The sequence below is a fragment of the Kitasatospora sp. NPDC051984 genome, from assembly GCF_044593455.1.
Lineage (GTDB): Bacteria > Actinomycetota > Actinomycetes > Streptomycetales > Streptomycetaceae > Kitasatospora.
On the sequence record NZ_JBIUCB010000017.1, the window covers coordinates 37,773 to 52,644 of the forward strand.

Annotated in this window: 17 protein-coding genes; 7 read left to right on the top strand and 10 right to left on the bottom strand. The window is 70.6% G+C overall.

What is annotated here, in order from left to right; all coding sequences use genetic code 11:
• The first annotated feature begins 32 nt into the window (after window positions 1-32).
• Window positions 33-449, top strand: coding sequence for a DUF4259 domain-containing protein (locus ACIHEI_RS27380; RefSeq protein ID WP_396608474.1), 417 nt, complete (start codon window positions 33-35; stop codon window positions 447-449).
• On the opposite strand, the gene ACIHEI_RS27385 is transcribed toward ACIHEI_RS27380, so the two are convergent.
• The 7 genes from ACIHEI_RS27385 to ACIHEI_RS27415 all read right to left on the bottom strand — a co-directional run bounded on the left by ACIHEI_RS27385 (window position 446) and on the right by ACIHEI_RS27415 (window position 5,129).
• Window positions 446-796 (bottom strand): hypothetical protein, encoded by a 351-nt coding sequence (locus ACIHEI_RS27385; RefSeq protein ID WP_396608475.1) that lies wholly within the window; start codon window positions 794-796, stop codon window positions 446-448. The two genes, ACIHEI_RS27380 and ACIHEI_RS27385, sit on opposite strands and share 4 nt — an antisense overlap.
• 99 nt (window positions 797-895) lie before the next feature.
• Window positions 896-1,588, bottom strand: coding sequence for a spermidine synthase (locus tag ACIHEI_RS27390; protein ID WP_396608476.1), 693 nt, complete (start codon window positions 1,586-1,588; stop codon window positions 896-898).
• 95 nt (window positions 1,589-1,683) lie between these two features.
• Window positions 1,684-2,538, bottom strand: a complete 855-nt coding sequence (locus tag ACIHEI_RS27395; protein ID WP_396608477.1) for an amino acid ABC transporter permease — start codon at window positions 2,536-2,538, stop codon at window positions 1,684-1,686.
• Entirely contained in the window at window positions 2,535-3,179 is a 645-nt protein-coding gene (locus ACIHEI_RS27400) for an amino acid ABC transporter permease (protein WP_387645121.1), read from the bottom strand. Before ACIHEI_RS27400 ends, ACIHEI_RS27395 begins: the two co-directional genes overlap by 4 nt.
• 13 nt (window positions 3,180-3,192) lie before the next feature.
• The gene (locus ACIHEI_RS27405; protein WP_396608526.1) at window positions 3,193-4,092 is read right to left on the bottom strand and encodes a glutamate ABC transporter substrate-binding protein; all 900 of its coding nucleotides are present in this window, start codon (window positions 4,090-4,092) and stop codon (window positions 3,193-3,195) included.
• 24 nt (window positions 4,093-4,116) lie between these two features.
• Window positions 4,117-4,845, bottom strand: coding sequence for an amino acid ABC transporter ATP-binding protein (locus ACIHEI_RS27410; RefSeq protein ID WP_387868217.1), 729 nt, complete (start codon window positions 4,843-4,845; stop codon window positions 4,117-4,119).
• A 41-nt stretch (window positions 4,846-4,886) separates the two neighbouring features.
• Window positions 4,887-5,129: a LapA family protein gene (locus ACIHEI_RS27415; protein ID WP_396608478.1), complete on the bottom strand. Its 243-nt coding sequence runs from the start codon at window positions 5,127-5,129 to the stop codon at window positions 4,887-4,889.
• A gap of 276 nt (window positions 5,130-5,405) precedes the next feature.
• Between ACIHEI_RS27415 and ACIHEI_RS27420 the strand changes: the two genes are divergently transcribed.
• Entirely contained in the window at window positions 5,406-6,281 is an 876-nt protein-coding gene (locus ACIHEI_RS27420; RefSeq protein ID WP_392948019.1) for an aldo/keto reductase, read from the top strand.
• A gap of 202 nt (window positions 6,282-6,483) precedes the next feature.
• Here ACIHEI_RS27420 and ACIHEI_RS27425 read toward each other — a convergent pair whose 3' ends face one another.
• Window positions 6,484-7,308 (bottom strand): MarR family winged helix-turn-helix transcriptional regulator, encoded by an 825-nt coding sequence (locus ACIHEI_RS27425; RefSeq protein WP_387645132.1) that lies wholly within the window; start codon window positions 7,306-7,308, stop codon window positions 6,484-6,486.
• 484 nt (window positions 7,309-7,792) lie between these two features.
• Between ACIHEI_RS27425 and fabG the strand changes: the two genes are divergently transcribed.
• The 5 genes from fabG (at window position 7,793) to ACIHEI_RS27450 (ending at window position 11,529) form a co-directional block, all read left to right on the top strand.
• Window positions 7,793-8,578, top strand: coding sequence for a 3-oxoacyl-ACP reductase FabG (fabG, locus tag ACIHEI_RS27430; protein WP_387868179.1), 786 nt, complete (start codon window positions 7,793-7,795; stop codon window positions 8,576-8,578).
• A 63-nt stretch (window positions 8,579-8,641) separates the two neighbouring features.
• Complete coding sequence (locus ACIHEI_RS27435; RefSeq protein WP_396608479.1) at window positions 8,642-9,556, top strand: IS982 family transposase; 915 nt, start codon at window positions 8,642-8,644, stop codon at window positions 9,554-9,556.
• 122 nt (window positions 9,557-9,678) lie between these two features.
• Window positions 9,679-9,870 carry a hypothetical protein gene (locus ACIHEI_RS27440; RefSeq protein WP_387645137.1) on the top strand — a complete coding sequence of 64 codons (192 nt, stop codon included), beginning with the start codon at window positions 9,679-9,681 and terminating at the stop codon, window positions 9,868-9,870.
• Window positions 9,871-10,161: 291 nt separating this feature from the next.
• Complete coding sequence (locus ACIHEI_RS27445) at window positions 10,162-11,172, top strand: phosphatase PAP2 family protein (protein WP_392948025.1); 1,011 nt, start codon at window positions 10,162-10,164, stop codon at window positions 11,170-11,172.
• A gap of 81 nt (window positions 11,173-11,253) precedes the next feature.
• Window positions 11,254-11,529, top strand: coding sequence for a DUF6343 family protein (locus ACIHEI_RS27450; protein WP_392948027.1), 276 nt, complete (start codon window positions 11,254-11,256; stop codon window positions 11,527-11,529).
• On the opposite strand, the gene ACIHEI_RS27455 is transcribed toward ACIHEI_RS27450, so the two are convergent.
• Both ACIHEI_RS27455 and dxs read right to left on the bottom strand, forming a co-directional pair.
• On the bottom strand, window positions 11,526-12,917 hold the full coding sequence (locus tag ACIHEI_RS27455; RefSeq protein ID WP_396608480.1) for an aspartate aminotransferase family protein: 1,392 nt from the start codon (window positions 12,915-12,917) through the stop codon (window positions 11,526-11,528). The two genes, ACIHEI_RS27450 and ACIHEI_RS27455, sit on opposite strands and share 4 nt — an antisense overlap.
• Complete coding sequence (gene dxs / locus ACIHEI_RS27460) at window positions 12,914-14,857, bottom strand: 1-deoxy-D-xylulose-5-phosphate synthase (RefSeq protein ID WP_396608481.1); 1,944 nt, start codon at window positions 14,855-14,857, stop codon at window positions 12,914-12,916. Before dxs ends, ACIHEI_RS27455 begins: the two co-directional genes overlap by 4 nt.
• Window positions 14,858-14,872: the final 15 nt, after the last annotated feature.

A 14,872-nucleotide genomic window follows, 5' to 3' on the forward strand; every position in this document is an offset into this window, starting at 1 on the left:
CGATCTCCGCACTGCAACCGAAGGAGATCACCATGGGTGCCTGGGACATCGGTCCGTTCGACAACGACACCGCCGCCGACTTCGCGGGCGACCTCGACGAGGCCGCCCCGGAGCAGCGCGAGGCCCTGATCCGCGCCGTACTCGGCGGCGGTGTCGGCGAGTTCGACGACCTGGACGCCGACGACGGCTGCCAGATCGTCGCCGCTGCCGCCCTGGTCGCCGCCCAGTGCCCGGGCGGCACCCCGATCAGCACCGCGTACGGACCGGACCAGCCGCTCCCCCTGTTCGGTCCCGAGATACGCCGCCTCGCCCTGGACGCACTGGCCGGTGTGCTCAGCGAGGAATCCGAACTCGCCGAGCTCTGGGAGGAGTCGGACGAGGGCCCGGCCTGGCGTCACGAACTGGAGCAGCTCCGCACCGTCCTGTCCGCCGCCCTCTCCGTCGGCTAAATCCCTCCGCCTCCCCGCTCGAGGTCGATCTCCTCCCGCTCGAGGTCGATCTCCTCCGTCAGCACCGCCATCCGGTACAGCGCGACGAAGTACCGCGAGGCGTAGCCGTCGACGGCGAAGGCCGGCAGCAGCTCGCCGAGCAGGACGATCCGGCGGCGCAGGTGCTCGCGGTGCCGGGCGCCGAGCGACGGCCCGTCGAGGACGCTGGCGGCGAAGCCGGTGAGGACGGCGCCCAGGGTGACCAGGCAGGTGCCTTCGGGCTCCTGGTCGTACCAGCCGTTGGGGAACCGCATGGCGTTGAACTCGTCCCAGAGGCACGCCAGGAGGTCCGTCTTCTCGTCCGCCATGATGATGATCATGCCGCACGCGAGCGCTGCTGTGAACGCGTCACGGGCACAACTTCCGCACCGAATCCGGCAGTTCGGCCGCGTGAAGGCCGCGCCCCGTCAGGCGGCCCGGCGCGCCAGGTGCACCACGTCGGGCACCCCGCGCTCGACGGCGATCTCCTCGCTCCGGACATCGATGAACCCGGCGTCCCGCAGCGCCTGTTCGAAAGCGGCGGAGGGCTGGGCACTCCACACCGCGAGGACGCCGCCGGCCCGCAGCCGGGCAGCGGCATTGGCCAGGCCGGCCGGGCCGTACAGCGCGTCGTTCTCCTCACCGACCGTCCAGTCGGGCCCGTTGTCGATGTCGAGACACAGCGCGTCGTACTGCTCCCCGCTGGAACCGAGATGCGCCACCAGATCGGTGTGCACCACCTCGACCCGCGGATCGTCCAACGCGCCCGCGGAGAACGCCCCGAGCGGCCCGCTCCGGTGCCAGTCGATGATCGCCCCCTCCCGCTCGACCACGGCGATCCGCCCCCACCGCGGCTCGGCGGCGGCGTACGCCAGCGAGAAGCCGACGCCCAGTCCACCGATCAGCACACTCAATCCGCCCCCCGCACCCACCGAGTCCAACGCCGCCTGGATCAGCAGCCGTTCGGACCGCCCGTCGGCGGTGTCCATCAGGAAGCACCCGTTCGCGATGATCTCGTAGTGCCCACCGCGCCGCCGCAGCGCCACCTCGCCGTACGGCCCGTCCCGCCGGTCGATCACTTCGGCATCGGGCAGGCCCTGCCGGCTGGGCAGCACGGACATCCGGCAACTCCTCGTGTGCGCTCGGTCACAGACTTTCCGACCCTAGCCGACCGCCCCGACCCGGACCCAACCCTTTTCCGGGCCCCGAAGAGGCGCTACCCCTGCCCGTCCACCACCGGCCCGGCCTCGGCGACCGGCGTCGCCCCTTCACGCGGGCTGCGCCGAGCGCGCCGCTCCAGCCACTTGGCCAGCCAGGACAGCAGCAGACACATGCCGATGTAGACCGGGGCGATCACCATCACCACGGGGATGAACGGCAGGTCGTAGTCCAGGTTGGTGGCGATCAGCTTCCCGGCGTGCAGGAACTCCTCGTAGGTGATCAGGAAACCCAGCGAGGTGTCCTTCAGCGCCACCACCAGCTGGCTGACGATGGTCGGCGACATCGCCCGGACCGCCTGCGGCACCAGCACGTACGTCATCACCTGGGTCTTCCGCAGGCCGAGCGCGAACGCGGCCTCCTTCTGCCCCTTGGGGACGGCGAGGATGCCGGCCCGGAACACCTCGGCCAGCACCGAGCCGTTGTACAGGGTGAGTCCGGCCACCAGCGCCCAGAGCGGTTCGACCTTGAGCGCGACGAAGATGAAGAAGATCATCACCAGCAGCGGCATGGCCCGGAAGAACTCCACCACCAGGGTGGACACCCAGCGCACCGCCCGGTGGTCGGAGAGCCGTCCGGCGGCGAACAGCGCGCCGAACGGGAGCGCGAACAGCACCGTCCAGCCGAACGCCTTCAGGGTGTTGCCGAGGCCCCGCAGCAGCAGCTCCTGGACGCCTTTGTACTGGAAAGCCGTCCACTTCTCGTAGGTGAACTGGTTGGTGTGGAACAGCATCCAGATCACCCAGCCGACCACCGCGGCGATCACCAGCAGCGTCAGGATGCCGTACAGCCGGTGCCGGGCCAGCGCCTTCGGCCCGGGGATGTCGTACAGCGCGGAGGACTCCACCGTCATCGGGACACCGCCACCCGTCGCTCCAATACGTTGAACAGGGCGCTGATCGCCAGCGTGATGATCAGATAGCCGACCGCGATCCAGACGAAGGTCCAGACGATGCTGTAGCCCAGCTCGTTGATGGTCCGGTAGGTGCCGAGCAGTTCGACCACGCTGAACGAGCCCGCGATCGCGGTGTTCTTCGCCAGCGCGATCATCACACTGCCCAGCGGGGCGACCACCGAGCGGTACGCCTGCGGCATGATGACCAGGCTCAGCGTCTGACCGAACGTCAGACCCAGGCTGCGGGCCGCCTCACCCTGCCCCGTCGGCACGGTGTTCACGCCCGAGCGCAGCACCTCGCAGACGAACGCCGAGGTGTAGCAGCCCAGCGCCAGCACGGCGAAGGTGAAGAACGGCAGCGTGATGTGGAACCGGGGCAGGCCCAGCACCACGATGAAGAACAGCAGGGTCAGCGGGGTGTTCCGGAGCACCGTCACCCACCCGGTGCCGACGGCCCGCAGCGGTTTCACCGGCGAGACCCGGAAGCCCGCCATGACCACCCCGAGCACCAGCGCCAGCGCGGCACTGACCAGGGTCAGCCACAGGGTGCCGAGGAAGCCGTGCCAGTAGGTGGACCAGTTGCTGGTCAGGACGTTCATCCGCGCCCCCTGCTCACTTGTACCGGTCGATGGCCGGGGGCTGCGGCGCGGGCACCCCGGAGAGGCCGAGCGTCGCTTCGTACGCCTTCTTCCAGTTGCCGTTGTCCATGTTCAGCTGCAGCGCGTCGTTGATCGCCATCCGCAGCACGGTGTCGTTCTTGGGGACGCCGATGCCGTACGGCTCGGTGGAGAACGGCTCGCCGACCATCTTCAGCTCGTCGGGGACCTTGGCCACGTAGCCCTGCAGGATCGCGTTGTCGGTGGTGACGGCGTCGACCTGATTGCTGATCAGGTTGTCCACGCAGGCCGAGTAGGTGTCGTAGCCGACCAGCTTGGCCTTCGGATAATTGGTCTGGATCCGCTGGTACGGGGTGGACCCGGCGGCCGAGCAGACCTTCCGGCCCGCCAGGTCCTGCGGGCCGTTGATCTTCGTCTCGTTCTTGCGGACCATCAGCGCCTGCCCGGCGATGAAGTACGGGCCGGCGAAGCCGACCAGCTTCTTGCGGTTGTCGTTGATGGTGTAGGTGCCCACGTAGTAGTCGACCTGGCCGTTCTGCAGCGCGGTCTCCCGGTTGGCGGAGGCGATGGTGCGGAACTCGATCTGGTCGGGCGCGAAGCCCAGGTCGGCGGCGACCATCCTGGCGATCTCGATGTCGAAGCCGGAGTACTCGCCGGTGGCCGGGTTCTTCTGGCCCAGGTACGGCTGGTCCTCCTTGGCGCCGACCACCAGGTGGCCGCGCGCCCGGGCCGCGTCCAGGGTGGGCGAGCCGGTGATCGTGTTGTTGCGCACCTGGTAGCTGGGCAGCGCGCTCGGCTGCGGGCCCTTCGGCGGCGGGGTGCCCTCCTTGCCGCAGCCGGACAGGCCGGCCGCCAGGCCGGGCAGCACGGCGCACAGCACCAGTGCGCGCAGGATGTACCGCTGTTTCACCGCGCCGCCTCAGTGCTTCAGGATCTTGGACAGGAAGTCCCGGGCGCGCTCGCTCTGCGGGTTCGCGAAGAACTCCTCGGGGACGCGGTCCTCGACGATCTTCCCGTCCGCCATGAAGACCACCCGGTTGGCGGCGGAACGCGCGAACCCCATCTCGTGGGTGACCACCACCATGGTCATCCCCTCGGCGGCCAGCGAGCGCATCACCTCCAGCACCTCGTTGATCATCTCGGGGTCGAGCGCCGAGGTCGGCTCGTCGAACAGCAGCGCCTTCGGGTCCATCGCCAGCGCCCGGGCGATCGCCACCCGCTGCTGCTGGCCGCCGGACAGCTGCGACGGGTACTTGTCGGCCTGCGAGGCCAGTCCGACCCGCTCCAGCAGCGCCCGCCCCTTGGTCTCGGCCGCCGCCTTCCCGCGCTTGCGGACCTTGATCTGGGCCAGCGTGACGTTCTGCAGCACCGTCCGGTGCGCGAACAGGTTGAAGGACTGGAACACCATCCCGACCTCGGCCCGCAGCTTCGCCAGTCCCTTGCCCTCGGCGGGCAGCGGCTGGCCCTCGATCAGGATGTCGCCGCTCTCCACCGGCTCCAGCCGGTTGATCGCCCGGCACAGCGTGGACTTCCCCGACCCGGACGGGCCGATCACCACCACGACCTCACCCCGGCCCACCGTCAGGTCGATGTCCTGCAGCACGTGCAGCTGCCCGTAGTGCTTGTTCACCCGGCGCAGCTCGATCAGCGGCTCTCCGGTCGACCGCCCCGTGGCCTCCTGCGGCGCCGTCACCGGGTGCGCCGGCCCTTCAGCAGCCAGCCGAGCGCCGTTCCCGCGAGCAGCGTGGCCAGCAGCGCGATCCAGAGCGGGCAGGTGACGGTGAAGACCCAGAACTGGATCTTCACCTTGTCCAGGTTGGCGAACAGGAACCAGATCGCCAGCACCACGATGACGCCGATACCGATGTACCGGGTCGGGACGCCGCCGATCTCACCGCGCTGGCTTGACGGAGAACCTGAAGTCTTGGTCACCCCGGCAGTCTGGCCCGGGCCCGCCCACCGACCGCCGCACCACCACCGCCGGGCCCGCCCATTCACCCGTCCGGACCACCCTCCCCGGACGCGGCGGAATCACCTGTGATGCACGCCTCACGGGCTTTCGCGGTTCTGCCCGATCCGGCTGCGGCCCCCGAAGCGTTTCCCCTGTTGGGGGGAACTCCTGCCCATCGGGAATACTCCGCTGTTCAACCCGGTTGCCGCCCTCTTGGAAACTCCCCACAGCCACCCGACCGAAGGGCACCCCTTCTCGTGACCAGCACTCCCGCAGTACCCCCGATCCCGTCGATCACGCTGAACAACGGCGTGCGGATCCCCCAGCTCGGCTTCGGTGTCTGGCAGGTGCCGGACGCGGAGGCCGTCCCGGCGGTGCGCACCGCGATCGAATCGGGCTACCGCTCGATCGACACCGCCGCGATCTACGAGAACGAGGCGGGCACCGGCCAGGCGATCGCCGAGTCCGGCGTGGCCCGTGACGAGCTGTTCGTCACCACCAAGCTGTGGAACTCCGGCACCCTCGACTGGTCCGGCGAGCAGGGCCGCGACCGGGTGCTGCGCGCCTTCGACGAGTCGATGGCCAAGCTCGGCCTGGAGCAGCTGGACCTGTACCTGATCCACTGGCCGCGGGCGATGCACGGCCCCGCGTTCGTGAACATCTGGCGCGCCTTCGAGCAGCTGCAGGCCGACGGCCGGGTCCGCGCGATCGGCGTCTCGAACTTCCACATCGCGGACTTGGAGCTGCTGCTCAAGGAGACCTCGGTGGTCCCGGCGCTGAACCAGGTCGAGCTGCACCCGTACTTCCCGCAGGCCGAGCTGCGCGCCTTCCACGCCGAGCACGGCATCGCCACCGAGGCGTGGAGCCCGCTGGGCCAGGGCGGCGACCTGCTGGCCGAGCCCGCGCTGCTGAAGATCGCCGAGAAGCACGGCCGTTCGACGGCCCAGGTGGTGCTGCGCTGGCACCTGCAGAGCGGCGTGATCGCCATCCCGAAGTCGGTCACCCCGGCCCGCATCCGGGAGAACCTGGACGTGACGGGCTTCGAGCTGGACGCCGAGGACCTCGCGGCGATCGCAGCCGTCGCCACCGGCAAGCGAATCGGCCCCGACCCGGCCGACTTCGACTGGAACTGACGCCCCGCCGTTCCCCCGCGCGACTGACGTCACGTCAGCTCTAGCTGACGCTCAGTCAGCACGGAGAGTGACGGCCGGAACAACCCGGAAGGGGCCGACACCTGACGAGGTGTCGGCCCCTTCCGGAGCGTCCCGAGCGGTGCCGCGTGCCCGCCGGAGCGCGTTCGTCGCCCAAAAAATTGGACGACGCTTTGCAGAATCGTTACAGCCGAGCCGCCTTGGCGAGCAGCGCCAGAGCCTGCGCGTGCTCGTGCGGCTCCAGCGGAGCGAGCAGCGCCTCCTGGACCTCACGCACCCCGGCGGTGGAGCGGTGCAACAGCTCCTGGCCGGTCGGGGAGAGCGAGAGCAGGTTGCGGCGCCCGTCCGAGGGGTCGCGGCGGCGCAGCACCAGGCCGCGTCGCACCAGCCGGCTGACCATCTCGGCCATCGTCGCCTTGTCCAGCGAGGCGAGCTCGCCGACCGTGCGCTGGTCGGCGCCCGGTTCGGTCTCCAGCGCGTCCAGCACCGCGTACTGAGGAGCCGTCAGCTCGGTGCCGACCTTCTCCGACCAGAGCTTGGTGTGCACCTGCTGGGCGACCCGGATCAGGTAGCCGATGGCACGCTGGGCGTCCAGCGTGGGCCGGGCGTCGGCCATCACGGCAACGGCGGCCGGCTCCAGCCGGGCGATCCGTGCCATGGTCCGGACGAGTTCCAGCTGCTCGTCCGGGCTCAGCGACTCGAACAGGGTCCGCTGGACCCGGACCACGCCGCCGGTCGCCTCGCGCACGGCCTGAGCACCGCTCTGCGAGAGGGCCAGCAGCTTGCGACGACCGTCGGCCGGGTCCCGGCGGCGGAGCACCAGGCCCCGCCGGACCAGCCTGGCGACCATTTCGGCCATCGTCGCCTTGTCGAGCGATGCCCGTTCGCCGACCGTTCGCTGGTCGGCGCCGGGCTCCAGTGCCAGTACCAGCAGCACCGCGAATTGCGGAGCCGTCAGCTCGGTACCGACGTATTCGGACCACAAGCGGGTGTGTACCTGCTGGGCCACGCGGATGAGGTGACCGGGCGACTGCTGCAGTCGACCGGGCACACGGGTTGTCGGGATCTCCCCCAGCACCATGAAATCCGTCCCGGTGTCACGCTCGCGGTGTGTGTGGGACACCCGAGCGGGGCAGTAACGGCGAGTGAGCATCCCGCTGTGAGTAAGGACGCGCCGGCCGTGCAGCCGGTGGCTGCTGGCGCACACTATACAAACGGTCGGCCTGGACCGGCAGGTAGGGGCGCAGAGTAGTCGCAGGTTCGGCAAAGTTGGCATATTTCCCCCCTATGTCGGGGTCACGACCAACCTGGTTCACCCAGTCGGCCGCCGAGCGCCCTCACCCTCCGTCACCTGCGGCGCTGCCCCTGGCCGGAATTTCTACTCGCCGGTAGGGTTGCCGCGCTGCGCGCTGCGCACCTCATTCAATTCCCATCCGCGGGTCACCGGCCCGGGCCGGTCCCGTCGTCCGACTTCGAGAGAGACGAGTACGAAGATGACCGAGCAGAGCACGTCCGTGACCGCAGACGCTCCGGTGCGGGTGGCCGTGGTGACGGGTGCGGCCCGCGGGATCGGCGCGGCCACCGCACTCCGGCTGGCCGCCGACGGTTACGCGGTCGCGGTGGTCGACCTGGAGGAGTCCAACGCGAAGGGCACCGCCGAGGCGATCGTCGCCGCGGGCGGCCGGGCGCTGGCCGTCGGCGCCGACGTCTCGAACGCCGAACAGGTGGAGGCCGCGGTCGACCGCATCGCCGCCGAACTGGGCACCCCCGTCGTGCTGGTGAACAACGCGGGCGTGCTCCGCGACAACCTGCTGTTCAAGATGTCCGAGTCCGACTGGGACACCGTGATGAACGTGCACCTCAAGGGCGCCTTCCTGATGACCCGCGCGGTGCAGAAGCACATGGTCGCGGCCGGCTTCGGACGCGTCGTCAACCTGTCCTCCTCCTCCGCGCAGGGCAACCGCGGCCAGGCCAACTACTCGGCGGCCAAGGCCGGCCTGCAGGGCTTCACCAAGACCCTGGCGATCGAGCTCGGCAAGTTCGGCATCACCGCCAACGCGGTCGCCCCCGGCTTCATCGCCACCGACATGACGGCGGCCACCGCGGCCCGGGTCGGCATGGAGTTCGAGGCGTTCAAGCAGGCAGCCGCCTCGGCGATCCCGGTCCAGCGGGTCGGCGTGCCGGACGACATCGCGCACACCATCTCCTTCCTCGCCTCCGAGGGCGCGGGCTTCGTCTCCGGCCAGGTCATCTACGTGGCGGGCGGCCCGCTCGACTAGATGATTGATGCCAAGGGCTCGCTGGCGTGCATGAAATGACGCGAGGGAGTCCAAAGGTCGGTTGTGACGCCTGACCTGGACTCCCTCGCGACCGCACTCTACGTGAAGACCGACGACCTGCTGAAGGAATCGCCCCATCTGGCGCCGTGGCGACCCGAGATCGGGATCGCGCCCCGGCTCAGCGATGCCGAACTGGTCACCCTGGCGGTGATGCAGGCCCTGCTCGGCTTCACCTCCGAGCGCCGCTGGATCCGCCACGCCACCACCCACCTGCGGCACCTGTTCCCGTACCTGCCCGGGCAGTCCGGCTACAACCGGCGCCTGCGCAAGGCCGCCGGCCTGATCGCCCGCGTCAACCGCCTGGTCGCGACCGACACCTCGCTGTGGACCGACAGCGTGTGGGTCGTCGACTCCACCCCGGTGGAATGCGGGCGCTCACGCGAGACCGCCAAGCGCTCCGACCTGGCCGGATGGGCCGAGTACGGCTACTGCGCCAGCCACTCCCGCTACTTCTGGGGCCTGCGCCTGCATCTGGTGTGCACCCTGCACGGCCTGCCCGTCGCGTTCGCGCTGACCGGCGCGAAGGCCGACGAGCGCCAGACCCTGCTCGGCATCCTCCACGCCGAACCCGACCTGGCCGGATCCCGGCCGGGCCAGACCCTGATCGGCGACCGGCACTACTACGGCCGCGCCTTCGAACACGAACTCGCCAAGTGGGGCGTCCACCTGCTCCGCCCGGCCCGCAAGGGCGAACCCGAGCGGGCCGGAGCCAGGCTGTTCAAGCCGCTGCGGCAGATCATCGAGTCGGTCAACCAGACGTTCAAGGCCCAGCTCGACCTCGAACGCCACCAGGGCCGCACACCGGCCGGGGTGATGGTCCGTGTCCTGCAACGCATCCTCGCGCTGACCTCGGCGATCTGGCACAACGACCGGACCGGTCAGCCCGTCATGCGCTCGCTGACCGCCTACGACCACTAACCCTTCGCATCATTCATCTAGTTGGGGTCTCGTGGTGCGCCCTCAACGGCGCGGGTCCAGACTCGACGTGCAGACCTCCCGCCGCCGTCCACCGGCGGCGGGCGTACCCACGGAGGATCTTGATGACCGACACCACGGACAGCGACTCCAAGCCGACTCCGGACAAGCTGCTGCACACCGGGGCGGAGAACCCCGTCGACCCCGAGGACCTGGTGATGGCCCAGGGGCTCGACGTCACCCCGAAGCGGGTCGCGAAGGCGAAGAAGGACCTGGAGGAGCACGGCGCGGCAGCCGTCGAGAAGGTTCTGCCCTGACCCGACCCCGTCGCCCGACCCGGCGGCCGATTTCCCGGAAGTGACCTGCGTCACGGGAAATCGGCCGCTTCTTTCGTTCCCGCACTACCCGCCCGGCAATTGGAGAAACCCGGAGGAAACGGCACCCGGAGCGCCGCAGAGGGTGATTTCGCACACTCCGCTCCGCTTTACGGCCCTTCCGCTCGCACGCCGAACTGCCCGTATGGGGAAAGTGCGGACAACCGATCACCGGCGGGTGACAGATTGCCCGTACAGCCCGGAGCGCTCGGAGGCAGCCGGTAATGTCGAAGGGTGCCAGCCAAGCCCGAATCCCCCGTGCCGCGGATATCGACCGGACCACGCACGTTTCCGGTCCAGTCCGAGCGCGATTCCGTCACCGCGCCGACAGAATCCGCGCCCCCGTCGATCAGCCGGCGGCACGTTCTGCTCTTCGGCATCACCGCCGTGCTCTACCTGGCGGTGGTGCTGGCCATTGTGCTCGACTCGCCGCTGGTCGACCTGGACTGGTCACTGCAGCAGCTGCGCCCGTACAAGGTGTGGCCGCAGGCGCTGCCGTACCTGGACATCTGGGTGATCGCCGGCCAGCGCGGCCCGACCGCGATCGCGGCCTGTCTGTGGCTGGGCTGGCGCTGCTACCGCACGCACTCGTCGCGGCCGCTGCTGGTGATGGGCATGGCACTGCTGCTGCTGAACGTCACAGTGGGCGCGGTGAAGATCCTGACCGGTCGGCTGGGCCCGCACTACGCGCACTACATAGGGTCGCCCGAGCTGTTCTCCGGCGGCACCATCTTCCCGTCCGGGCACACCGCCAACGCCGTGGTCACCTGGGGCGTGCTGGCCTACCTGGCGGCCCGCTGGCGGCGCACCGGCACGGTGCTGGCCTCGCTCACCGCGGCCTCGATCGGCCTGACCACCGTCTACCTGGGCACCCACTGGATCTCCGACGTGTTCGCCGGCTGGGCGGCGGGTGCGCTGGTGCTGCTGTCGCTGCCGCTGGCCGAGCCGGCCATCGCCGCGCTGGACCAGCGGGTGCTGGCGGTCTGGCACCGCGAGGGCCGGTTCGCCCGGCCGGTCCCGGTGCCCCGCCCGCAGCCCGCGGCCGCGCACTGGGCCGGCCGCCCGCTGCCGGTGCGTCCTCAGCCCGCCCAGGCGCGTTCCACCACGCCGTCCCGGACGGTCAGGTTGAGCCGCTCGGAGCGGTACTCCATGGTCAGCAGCGCCTCGGGTTCCACCACCCGCACGGTGCGCCAGCCGCGCTCGGCGGCCAGCGCCCGCGCGGGCTCCACCCGCAGCCCCAGATAGTCGTCCAACCGGTCGTTCATCGCCCCGCCTCCCCGCACCCCGACAGTTCTACGCTGGAAGGGTAGAGGGAGGCGGTTGCGTATGCGGCGGGCGAAGACTCCGGTGGTCTGGCGGAGCGGAACGGAGCCGGCCACCGCGCGCACCGATCTGAAGCTGCGCTTCCTGCTGTCGATGCTGTTCCTGCCGTTCTTCGCGCTGTGCACGGCGGGGTTCGCGGTCTGGGCGGCCTTCGCATCGCCGCACGGCGCGCCCAGCAGCGGGACGCTCACCGTGTTCGCGGTGTGCTGCGGGCTGCTGACGCTGGTGGCGGCGGCGGACCTGTGGGTCGTGGTGCGCCGCCGCCGTACCGAGCTCTAACGCGATCCGACGGCCTGCTTGACCAGGGTGCGGCCGAAGTCCCACATCAGGCCGCTGCCGCGGTGCGCGTCGTCCATGACGTCGGTGAAGGCGTCCATGAAGCGGTCGACGTCCCGCTCGGTGATGATCAGGGGCGGGATCAGTTTGATCACTTCCAGGTGGTCGCCGGAGACCTGGGTGAGGATCCGGTGCCGTTGCAGCAGCGGGACGACCACCATCTGCGCGAACAGTCCCTTGCGGGCGGCCTGCAGCGCCGTCCAGCCGGTGCGCAGCTTGAGCGACTTGGGGCGGCCGAACTCGATGCCGATCATCAGTCCGCGACCGCGCACCTCGGCGAGCAGTTCGTACCGTTCGACCAGCGCGGCCAACCGGGCCCGCAGCAGCTCGCCGACCCGGGCGGCGTTCTCCACCACCTCCTCCTGCCGCATCACGTGCAGGGTGGCCAGGCCGGCGGCCATCGCCTGGGCGTTGGAGCCGAAGCTGGCGGAGTGCACCAGCACGCGGTCCATCGAGGAGTACACCTTCTCGAAGATCCACGACTTGCCGAGGGTGGCCCCGATCGGCACGTAGCCGCCGGACAGCGCCTTGGCGGCGCACACCAGGTCGGGCTGCACGCCGTCCTCGGCCTGGTGGGCGAAGAAGGTGCCGGTGCGGCCGACGCCGGTCTGCACCTCGTCGCAGATCAGCAGCGCCTTGTGCTCGTGCAGCAGCTGCTGGGCGGCGGCCAGCCAGCCGGGCGGCGGGGCGAGCACGCCCTTGCCCTGGATCGGCTCCACGATCAGCGCGGCGACGTCGCCCTTCTTCAGCTCCCGCCGCAGCGCGCCGAGGTCTCCGAGCGGGATCGCGGTGTCCGGCAGCAGCGGGTCGAAGCCCTTGCGGAAGCCGCCCTCGCCGTTGACGGACAGCGAGCCGGCGGTGAGGCCGTGGAAGGCGTGGTCGCAGTACAGGACGCGGCGCCGGCCGGTGGCGTACCGGGCGAACTTGAGCGCCGTCTCGACCGCTTCGGTGCCGCTGTTGCCGAAGAACACCCGGTCCAGGCCGGGCGCGTGGGCGATCAGCTGTTCGGCGAGCAGGCCGGGCAGCGGGGAGCAGTCGAAGCGGGTGAGGTCGGCGGTCTCCAGCTCCATCACCTGCTGGACGGCGGCCCGGACGGCGGGGTGGTGCCGACCGAGCGCGAAGATGCCGAATCCGGCGAGCATGTCGAGGTACTCGTTGCCCTCGCCGTCGTAGAAGTACGGGCCTTTCGCCCGTTCGTAGTACCGGTCGAAGCCGATGGTGTGCAGCATTCGCGGCAGCTGCGGGTTGAGGTAGCGGGCGTGCAGCTCGTAGCGTTCGCCGCCCCGGGCGTCGAGCAGGGCGGCGAGGTCGAACGGTTCGGCCTGGGTCACGCTGGTTCGCTCCAATCGGTCAGCGGCATCCGGGGCCGGTACTCCTGGACGCCGGTGCGGGTCCCGGGCAGCAGCCGGCGGGCGTGGGCGGCGGTCTGGGCGGCGACGCCGGTGCCGGTGAGCCCGATCTCCTCCAGCAGCTCACCGCGGGAGGCGTGCGCCAGGAACTCCCGCGGGACGCCGAGGTCGCGCAGCGGCGTGTCGATGCCGGCGTCCCGCATGGCCTGGGCGAGGGCGGCGCCGACGCCGCCGGTGCGGCCGTTGTCCTCGACGGTGACCACCATCCGGTGCTCGGCGGCCATCATAACGAGCGCGGGGTCGACGGGCTTGACCCAGCGCGGGTCGACGACGGTGGCGGTGATGCCTTCGGCGGCGAGCAGCGCGGCGGCGTCCAGGCAGGCGGACGCCATCGGGCCGACGGCGACCAGCAGCACGTCGGGCGTGGGCCCGGTGCGGGCGAGCACGTCGATGCCGCCGGTGCGTTCGATCGCGGGCACCTCTGGTCCGAGTTCCCCCTTGGGGAAGCGCACCACGGTGGGCGCGTCCTCGACCTCGACGGCTTCGCGCAGCTGTTCGCGCAGCCGGGCGGCGTCGCGCGGCGCGGCGATCCGCAGCCCGGGCACGACCTGCAGCACCGACAGGTCCCACACGCCGTTGTGCGAGGCCCCGTCGCTGCCCGTGACGCCGGCCCGGTCGAGCACGAAGGTGACGCCGAGCCGGTGCAGCGCGACGTCCATCAGCACCTGGTCGAACGCCCGGTTCAGGAAGGTCGCGTACACCGCCACCACGGGGTGCAGCCCGCCGGTGGCCAGCCCGGCGGCGGAGGCGACGGCGTGCTGCTCGGCGATCCCGACGTCGAAGGTGCGCCCGGGGTAGGCCTTGGCGAACGGCCCGAGTCCGACGGGGTGCAGCATCGCGGCGGTGACGGCCACCAGGTCGGGCCGCTCGGCGCCGAGCGCGAGCATCTCCGTCCCGAACACGGACGTCCACGAGGTGCCGGCGGTCGGCGAGATCGGCAGGCAGGTGTACGGGTCGATCGGGTTCACGGCGTGGAACCGGTCGGCCTCGTCCTGTTCGGCGGGCCGGTAGCCGCGGCCCTTGACGGTGAGGCAGTGCACGATGACGGGGCCGCCGAAGTTGCGGGCCTGGCGCAGCGCCTGTTCGACGGCGGCGATGTCGTGCCCGTCGATCGGGCCGAGGTACTTCAGGCCGAGGTCCTCGAACATGCCCTGCGGGGCGAAGGCGTCCTTGAAGCCCTTCTTGGCGCCGTGCAGCGCGTCGAACAGCGGCGGCCCGACCACGGGGGTGCGCTGCAGGGCGTCCTTGCCCCAGGCGAGGAAGCGTTCGTAGCCCTTGGTGGTGCGCAGCGTGGCGAGGTGGTGGGCGAGGCCGCCGATGGTGGGCGCGTAGGAGCGTCCGTTGTCGTTGACGACGATGATCAGCGGGCGGTCCTCGGCCTCGGCGATGTTGTTGAGGGCTTCCCAGGCCATGCCGCCGGTGAGCGCGCCGTCGCCGATCACGGCGACGGTGCAGCGGTCGACGCCGAGCAGTTGGTTGGCCTTGGCGATGCCGTCGGCGTGGCCGAGCGCGGTGGAGGCGTGCGAGTTCTCGATCAGGTCGTGCGGGGATTCGGCGCGCGAGGGGTAGCCGGACAGTCCGTCCTTGGTGCGCAGTCGGCTGAAGTCCTGCCGGCCGGTGAGCAGTTTGTGGACGTAGGCCTGGTGGCCGGTGTCCCACAGGATGCGGTCGTGCGGGGAGTCGAAGACGCGGTGCAGGGCGATGCTGAGTTCGACCACGCCGAGGTTGGGTCCGAGGTGGCCGCCGGTGCGGGTGACGGCGTCGATCAGGAAGTGGCGGATCTCGGCGGCGAGCGGCGGGAGCTGTTCGGGGTGCAGTCGGCGGAGGTCGGCGGGCCCGGTGATCCGGCTCAGCAGTGGCATGGCGTACCCCTCACG